The sequence below is a fragment of the Weissella confusa genome, from assembly GCF_004766315.1.
Taxonomy (GTDB): domain Bacteria; phylum Bacillota; class Bacilli; order Lactobacillales; family Lactobacillaceae; genus Weissella; species Weissella confusa_A.
The window spans coordinates 1-8,060 of sequence record NZ_PVSN01000060.1 but is presented as its reverse complement, the minus strand read 5'-3'; the positions used below and the strand labels follow the sequence as shown (position 1 = coordinate 8,060).

Below are 8,060 nucleotides of genomic sequence, written 5' to 3'. Positions count from 1 at the left end.
CCTTGGTTGTGCATCTCGACAAGAGACTGCTTAAATTCTGGTGAATATCGAATCATATAAAAAATGCTCCTCTGCTATTAGTTTACAGGGCAGAGAAAAATCTGTCCGTAAATCTAGCATAAGAGCAGTGACAAACGCTGATGCAATTCCGAAGTCATTGTATGTGTACGTGCGACAGTACACCATCTCGGCGACACAAAATTATGGTGTTATCGTGTCTGATCAACCAACTAGCATTGATTCAGTCGGTACAAAAGTCGGCGATATGATATTGTATAAGTATGGCGTCTCGCTTGATAATTACGACAATGTCACAAACAACACATTCGCAACCACGGATATTGGGAAGTATCCAAATTCTTTGATTGCACAAACGATGAATGGACCGGCGTATGGCGCGGTTGCAATCGGTTTGACTCAAGGCGCTGTCACTGGTGAGTTTGATTTTGTTGATAAAGCCGGTCAATTGATCGGAACGCAGCAATTTGGTGCACAGATGCCTAACACAACGACTACAGTTGGTGAATTTTTACCTACGATTGTCGCACCAGATAAGTACAAAATTGTAAATCCAAAGCAAGTGCTAAAGTTTAACGCTGAAACTGACCCGAAGATAAAAGTATTGGTTCAGCGAGTAACCGATACGACCTACGTTAGCCCCTCGCAAGCCATCGATGAGGAGACTGGATTGCCAAATTTGAATTCAGATGGGTCTGGTAAGTCAGCTGGTGAGTTGACTACCAGTGACGCAGGACTACTTGCGAACGGTCTTCGACTGGTAAGTGTGTCTAATTTTTCATCTAAGGTGTTAACTATTCCGAAGAATAATCAAGTTGTGTTGACGCCGGATCGAGATGGCGTAGCGAATAACGGTTCCTTCGAATATACGAATATGAGTGGCAGTAGCTTTTCAATTAGGATGGCCGTTTCCCAAATGTATCGCTACGTGAACGGTACAAAAACGGGACAACCGTTGACGTTTAAGAGTATGAAAGTTAATGGTCACGAGGTATATAGCGGTACAAATCCAGATGGTGGGGTAGTTGCTGCGATGGAATACGGAACGACAGTGGCGACTGTTTCTGATTCCGATGCAACTAAAACATATGATCCTGATGATTTGGTGAATGGTAACGATAGCGCCTACTACCAAACAACAAGTTCTGACACGGTGGGGAATATGACAGCAACGCTGGACCACGGTCCTAAAGCTGGCAGCTACCATGGCGTTGTAACGTATATGGCTGTTGAAGATGATTTGAATTAAAACGAAACGCCGAGTCGAAATGATTCGGCGTTTTTTGCTACCTGAAATTCGACAAAAGATTTTATGGCGTGTAATTTTTATTTGGTGTAGAATAATTTTAGGCAATGAAATGTTTTTTTGGACAAATCACGTTTTTTCACCTCTTTATTATTGGAGGTGAAAAAATGCGACTTTTTCGAGGGCCACGGCTGGTGTTACGACAGTTAGCTAGTAGGCGAACAAAACATCTATTTGTGGGGATATTGATAGTTGGGGGATTCTTCTATCCAACGTTCTTGATTCATTGGCCATATTCATGGGAGTTGATTTATAAGCTGGATGATTTCTATGCAGACAATCCAGGCGTGGTTGTAACTGTTTTGACGGGGTTAACAGTGTTTTTGGTTAACTATGCGGATCGCATGACCGAACGCACAGAACGCGCGGAAAGAATGTTTTTGAAGATATACGTCGAATTTGCAGAACTTCATGAGGATGATTACTTTATTTCTGATCAGGCTGATATTAAATTAACCATTTCTGACGTTACGGTTATAGATCAGTTGCTGAGTTTTACGAAATTTGTGATTCATAATGATGTTTGTTACAGAAATTTGGCTCAGCAAATTGGACCTAGGCATCTTCAAATGTATGGATTTTACGAAGGTTTGAATAACACACATCAAAACGACGTGAATATTTGGCTGATAACCTTAACGGTGGAAGAATTAGAAGCAAATAAACAACTTGGGCAAATCTTTGTGGACGAGTTGAAACATAGGGGGAAAAGGAATGTTTAAGCGAAAGAAGCGCGGACTGTGGGAAACTCACGAAGAACGCCATCGTGAGTTTCAAGACATGATTTTCACGCAGGATCCGCAGCCAGGTGACGAAATGAACGAGTATGAACTTTGGCTACGTCGCCGTCGGGGAGAAGATGTATCGATTTACAAAATCGCAGAGCCCCGACGTAAAGGGTGGTTGGAGCGTCTGTTCTTCGGAGGCATCTAACAGAATTCCGGAAGATTATGAGGAAAGAAATTTCCGTGTTTAAATTTAAGAAGTATGACGATGAAACACTCAAAGCAAGGGATTTTCTGACAGACAATCCAAAGCCAGGTGACACTATGAGTGAGTATGAGTTTTGGGTTCGAAGGGGACGGGGTGAGGATGTATCCATCTATAAAATGGCGCGTCCTCTTCGAAGGAGTTGGTTTGACCGCTGGTTTTATGGAGGACACTAGGGATAATGTTTAAGCGAAAGAAGCGTGGCTTTTGGGATACACGTGAGGAAAGACATCAAGAATTTTATAATGATATCTTTACGAAGGATCCGCAACCTAGTGACGAGATGAACGAATTCGAAATTTGGCTACGTCGGCGTCGAGGGGAAGATGTATCAATTTACAAAATTGCCGAACCGCGACGTTCAGGTTGGCTCGAGCGCTTGTTCTTTGGGGGCATCTAACATATCAATTTATAAGCGTGTTGGTAGTGACCGATGCGCTTATTTTTTACCATTGTAAACCGCTATCTAAAAGGCTACACTAGACTTAAATTAGAAAAAGGTGAAAATGATATGAGTGAAATCACACAAGAACAATTGGCGTATTTCAAAGAAGCCGTGGCGGTTAGTCCAAAGGCTGACGCCCTACGCAACGCGGTAACGACGAACGGTATTTTGCAAGCAGCGCGCGATAACCGTCGTGCCGGTGAATTGACGCCCGTGTTTAGCGTTGACCTAGAAAGTTCACCAGTTGCGAACCAATTACAATCTGGTCGTTGCTGGATGTTCGCCGCATTGAACACGATGCGTCACGACATGAAGGCGTTGTACGGTTTGCCTGGGGACTTCGAGTTGTCACAAAGCTACACGTTCTTCTGGGACAAGTTGGAGAAGGCGAACTACTTCTACAACAACATCGTGGCTACGGCTGAGCAACCAAAGACTGATCGTGAAGTTGCCTTCCTGTTACAAATGCCACAGCAAGATGGTGGGCAATGGGATATGATGGTTGGCTTGATTGAAAAGTACGGTATCGTACCACAATCAGCTTACCCAGAATCACAAGCATCATCACACTCAGCGGACTTCAACCGTTTGTACAATGCGAAGTTGCGCAGGGACGCCATCACGTTGCGTCGCATGGTGACGGAGCATGCAACTGAAGAGCAAATCGAACAACAAGTTTCCCAATTCGGTCGTGAGAACTACCACATCTTGTCATTGACGTTCGGTGAGCCACCAGTAACGTTCAACTTCTCATACCGTGACAAGGACAACAACTTCCACAGTGATGCCAACATTTCACCAAAGGATTTCTATGCAAAGTATATTGGTTGGGATTTGAGTGAATACGTTTCAATCATCAACGCCCCAACAGCCGATAAGCCATTCAACCAAACATATGGTGTGAAGATGCTTGGCTCAGTGGTCGGCGGACGCGAAGTGAAGCACTTGAACTTAGATTTGGCAACGTTCAAGGATTTGGCAGTAAAGCAATTGTTGGCCGGCGAAAACGTTTGGTTCGGTGTCGACATGGGGCCTAAGTTGGACCGCACGGCTGGTTTGATGGATACCAAGTTGTACAACGAAGATGATTTGTTTGATGTTGATTTCAGCATGACAAAGGCTGAACGCTTGGAGTTCGGTGATTCATTGATGACCCACGCCATGGTTTTGACAGGTGTCGATTTGGTTGATGGTAAGCCAACGAAGTGGAAGGTTGAAAACTCATGGGGCGACAAGAACGGCCACAAGGGGTACTTCACGATGTCAGATGAATGGTTCGACGAATTCACGTACCAAGTTGTCATCAAGAAGGAGCACTTGCCAGCCGAGTTGCGTGATATTTACGAGAACACAACGCCATACGAATTGGCACCATGGGATCCATTGGGTGCCTTGGCATAATAGATGATTTAGAACGGTACCTTAACGGGTATCGTTTTTTCATTAAGTCCGAATTAAGTTGCAATCGATATAGTTATGTCGCTCATAAAATCACATACAGTGGTTAGTTATGCTTTCATTTATTAAACGACATAAGATTATGACCAGCACGTTGGCAGTTGTAGTTGTAGCAGGGCTGGCGACGGCTGGTTACCATGCCTACAAGGCAAGCCATCCCACGCTTTTAACGACAGCAGAAATCAAGCAGAACTTAGGTCTAAAGTTATCGAATAAGTTTACGAATGATCAAAAGGCTGCTAATAAGACGTACGCATCGGCAATGCAGGATTCGCAATATACAGTGGATAATATGTACACCAAGGTGAATCCTTATGGCAAATCCCCACTAACCGCGTTAGTCATCTTCCAAACCGACCAAAAGGCAACGGTCAGTTACTTGGTTGCCGGTAAGACAAAGGCAACAACAATTTCAAATGACGTGGACGGCGAGACGACCACTCACAAGATTCCGGTCGTTGGCCTGTACGCCGATACAGCCAATAAGGTCACGTTTACCATTAAGTATGCAGATGGGCACACGGACGAAAAGACGATTACGTTGCAGACCAAGGCGCTACCAAAGTCGATGTCGAACATCAAGATTGACGTGAAGAAATCTGATACTGACAAAATGTCGCTTGGTGATAACAGTTTGACAGTTATGGCCCGTACAACGAAGGAGCCGTTTGCCATTGACGCATCGGGTGATATTCGTTGGTATTCAACGACGTACAATGAGCACATTTTCAAGACGCTCAAGAATGGTCACCTGTTGATGATGCGCAAGCAAAACAACAGCGCGCTGGTCTATAACGACTTGATTGAAACTGACTACATGGGACGCATTTATAAGACGTACCACTTTAGCAACAAGACATCTGGGTCAGATAATGCAACGATGAAAAACAAGTCAGAAGGCGAGACGACAGCAATTCACCACGACGTGATTGAGCTGCCGAATGGTGATTTGTTGGCAACTGTTTCTGATGGGTCAAAGTACATTGAAGATACGATGATTGTGATTGATCGCCAGACTGCCGAAATCAAGCGCGTTATCGACTTCAAGAAAATCTTCCCAGCTGAAATGTACACCAAGTACACGTCAACCAAGCGTGCTGATGGTGGTATCGATTGGTTGCACCAAAATTCGATCGATTATGATGAAAGTGATGATAGCATCGTCATTTCTGCCCGTAACCAAGATTTGGTGATGAAGTTTGATTTCAAGACAATGAAGCCAATTTGGATTCTATCAAGCAAGGCCAAGTCATCATGGCCAAAGAAATGGCAGAAGTATGTTTTGACATATGCAGATGGCACGTCAATCAACGGTGGTCAACACGATGCGACTGTCGTCCTTGGCAGCCACAACGGTAGCAAGGAAACCATCACGTTGTACGACAACAACATCGCAGTGACGAATGGTGATAAGAAGACATCAGGCAAGTACTCACAAGGCATGCAGTTGGAAATTGACACGAAGACGATGACGGCCAAGGAAACGTGGGCTTACGGTAAGTCACGTGGGACAGCCAACTACACCGACCGCATTGGGTCAACGGCATTGTTGTCAAACGGTAATTACTTGATTGACTTTGGTTACTTGAATGAAAAGAATGGGGATGCCTCGAACATCGTTGAAGTGACAGCGGATAATGAGGTGGTCTTTGATGTTGAACTATCAAACCTACAAAACAAGGGATATGTTTACCGTGCATATCGTGTGAATATTAAGTAATAACAAGCCGGCGTGAAATACCACGCTGGCTTTTTCATTTGTGGTATAAGTTCCAAAACCAAAACGAAGCGCCATTTTTGTAATCGTCCTATTATGAAATGAAGAGATGACAAAAGAGGGAGCAGTATGGAACGCGTCTTTTTAAATATTAACCAGACGAATCGAGAATTAAATCACAAAATTAAGCAGTATCTCAAGCAACAAACAGTCCGTGGGCAGGTGCGCGATTTGCGCGTGCTAGCCCGTGCGCTGGCCGACGTGACGTTGTTGGTACCGGTATTAGTTGATGCGAAAATGCGCCACACATCAGTATCCGGCTACAGTTATGTCGTTGGCGAACCAGATGTCCAATCGAAATTAAGCTATACGGTCCGTGATGAACGCACGTATCTAGTCACCTATACTGATTTAGCTAAGAGCCGAGCCGGCCAACGTGAGCCGGATACGATGCAGGTACAAGTGCCGTATTTGTTGAACCGGTTAGCAACTGATGAACGTATTGATGGGATTATTCTGAATCCGGGTACGGATGATGTGACGTTACCTAAGCCATTATTATTGGATGAATTAGATGGACGTGATATTGGCGCCGTTACGGGGACGGTTGCGGATGATTTGCCCATTCAAGCGCCAGAACAGGTAGTAGCGCCAGTTGGTGTTGTCGCGATTGAGCTACGCTTAAATGAACTTAATCGGCTACATGAAACCCTAGAGACGATGCGGACGAAGAACGACCGACGAATTGATCGGTATGCTAGCCAAACTTGGAATTTCGTTGCCGTTATTATCTTGGTTATTTTGGCGCTAGCTGCAGTTCCAGTGCTTGGTCGCCGTGGATTGTTGCCAACCGCGATTTTGATTTTATTGGCGATTATTATTGGCCGAATCATCCCCGTCAGTGCCACTAACCGTCAACGAGCAAAGGTCCGTGTTTATGAAAAGGAACGTGCCTTGGTTCGTATGATCGCGGTGAAGGATGATATTTATCGTATGTCGTTTGACGAAAAGGCATCTGATAACAAATTAGGTGACGTTGGTGATGATAATGCTGATTTATTTTATGTGAATCAGGATGTGCTTAACGAAGAACTTATTCAGGGACTGAACCAATTAACTTATTTCACGAAACCGGCAGACCGTATGAAGATAATTGAGACATTATCACCACTGTTTGAAACAGCGTTGTACGTCCAACCGATTTTTACGACTGACCACCAAGTTGCCCGAGATATTGTTGGACGACCTTATCTGGCTGACGACAATACACGGGTGAGTGAAACAATCGACTACAAAGGCCAAGAATATTTGCATTTATACTTGCGAACCAGGGATGCGATTAAAGATCAGCATCCATTGCTAATGATTAAGCGATTGGATTATATCAACGCAATGTTCAGTCGATTTTCAGACTTAAACCCGGATTATTCATCAAGACAAACAAAAAACCGCTGAAACAGCAAGTTAATACCGTTTCAGCGGGTTTTGCGCTTTCACCCGTTGGGTGAAAACCATAGGAGCTCTTTTTTATGATATTTTGTTAGTGGAAAACAAACCAAATACTCAAAAATTGGAGCGTCTAAAATTATGACTCAAAAAGTATTACCTAGCAACCATTTAGTTGCAGTTTCAGACAATGGGGCACCAATTACCTCGGATGGTGGCAACGTGCTGCTTAGTATTTTTCTGAATTCGCCTGTAATTTCCAGGCTCTTTAATAACGTTGAATTCAACGATAATCGCAAAAATCCACGCTATGCTAAGGTAGAATTGTTATTGCAAATGCTCATTCAAGTTATCGAAGGTTATCGCAACGACGACGTTGCAGATTACTTGACCCAAGATATCGAACATCGACTTGTTTATGCGCAAAACATGGCATCTCAACCAACTATTTCCAGATTTCTATCACATCTCACGAACGAAGACATTGATGAGCTACAAGAATTAAATCGTCGTATTGTCTCTTTAATTGATGAAAGATCAGCCAATACTGAACTGGTGCTAGATTTGGATTCAACCTACTTTGAGACCTTTGGTCATCAAGAAAAAATTGGTTTTAATTATCACTACTTGAACGTCGGTTACCATCCGCTTATCATGACCGATGCTTTAACTGGAACCGT

8 protein-coding genes are annotated in these 8,060 nt (G+C 43.8%); all 8 read left to right on the top strand.

Going from position 1 to position 8,060, the window contains the following annotated elements; genetic code table 11:
* The first annotated feature begins 127 nt into the window (after positions 1-127).
* Positions 128-1,267, top strand: coding sequence for a hypothetical protein (locus C6P11_RS08615; RefSeq protein WP_135520356.1), 1,140 nt, complete (start codon positions 128-130; stop codon positions 1,265-1,267).
* 164 nt (positions 1,268-1,431) lie between these two features.
* Positions 1,432-2,046 (top strand): hypothetical protein, encoded by a 615-nt coding sequence (locus tag C6P11_RS08610; RefSeq protein WP_135520354.1) that lies wholly within the window; start codon positions 1,432-1,434, stop codon positions 2,044-2,046.
* Positions 2,039-2,257, top strand: coding sequence for a hypothetical protein (locus C6P11_RS08605; protein WP_135520352.1), 219 nt, complete (start codon positions 2,039-2,041; stop codon positions 2,255-2,257). The genes C6P11_RS08610 and C6P11_RS08605 overlap by 8 nt, the downstream gene beginning before the upstream one ends.
* A gap of 238 nt (positions 2,258-2,495) precedes the next feature.
* Positions 2,496-2,714, top strand: coding sequence for a hypothetical protein (locus C6P11_RS08600; RefSeq protein WP_135520350.1), 219 nt, complete (start codon positions 2,496-2,498; stop codon positions 2,712-2,714).
* 111 nt (positions 2,715-2,825) lie between these two features.
* Entirely contained in the window at positions 2,826-4,160 is a 1,335-nt protein-coding gene (locus C6P11_RS08595; RefSeq protein ID WP_135520348.1) for a C1 family peptidase, read from the top strand.
* A gap of 109 nt (positions 4,161-4,269) precedes the next feature.
* Positions 4,270-5,937: an aryl-sulfate sulfotransferase gene (locus C6P11_RS08590; protein ID WP_167849555.1), complete on the top strand. Its 1,668-nt coding sequence runs from the start codon at positions 4,270-4,272 to the stop codon at positions 5,935-5,937.
* Between the two features lie 126 nt (positions 5,938-6,063).
* The gene (locus C6P11_RS08585; RefSeq protein WP_135520346.1) at positions 6,064-7,389 is read left to right on the top strand and encodes an SseB family protein; all 1,326 of its coding nucleotides are present in this window, start codon (positions 6,064-6,066) and stop codon (positions 7,387-7,389) included.
* 132 nt (positions 7,390-7,521) lie between these two features.
* On the top strand, positions 7,522-8,060 hold a 539-nt coding region (locus C6P11_RS08580; RefSeq protein WP_210114206.1), incomplete at its 3' end, for a transposase.

Excerpts from the sequence above, each read along its gene's own strand:
- C6P11_RS08610 (WP_135520354.1), top strand. The coding sequence starts at position 1,432 with ATGCGACTTTTTCGAGGGCCACGGCTGGTGTTACGACAGTTAGCTAGT.
- C6P11_RS08605 (WP_135520352.1), top strand. The coding sequence starts at position 2,039 with ATGTTTAAGCGAAAGAAGCGCGGACTGTGGGAAACTCACGAAGAACGC.
- C6P11_RS08600 (WP_135520350.1), top strand. The coding sequence starts at position 2,496 with ATGTTTAAGCGAAAGAAGCGTGGCTTTTGGGATACACGTGAGGAAAGA.
- C6P11_RS08595 (WP_135520348.1), top strand. The coding sequence starts at position 2,826 with ATGAGTGAAATCACACAAGAACAATTGGCGTATTTCAAAGAAGCCGTG.
- C6P11_RS08590 (WP_167849555.1), top strand. The coding sequence starts at position 4,270 with ATGCTTTCATTTATTAAACGACATAAGATTATGACCAGCACGTTGGCA.
- C6P11_RS08585 (WP_135520346.1), top strand. The coding sequence starts at position 6,064 with ATGGAACGCGTCTTTTTAAATATTAACCAGACGAATCGAGAATTAAAT.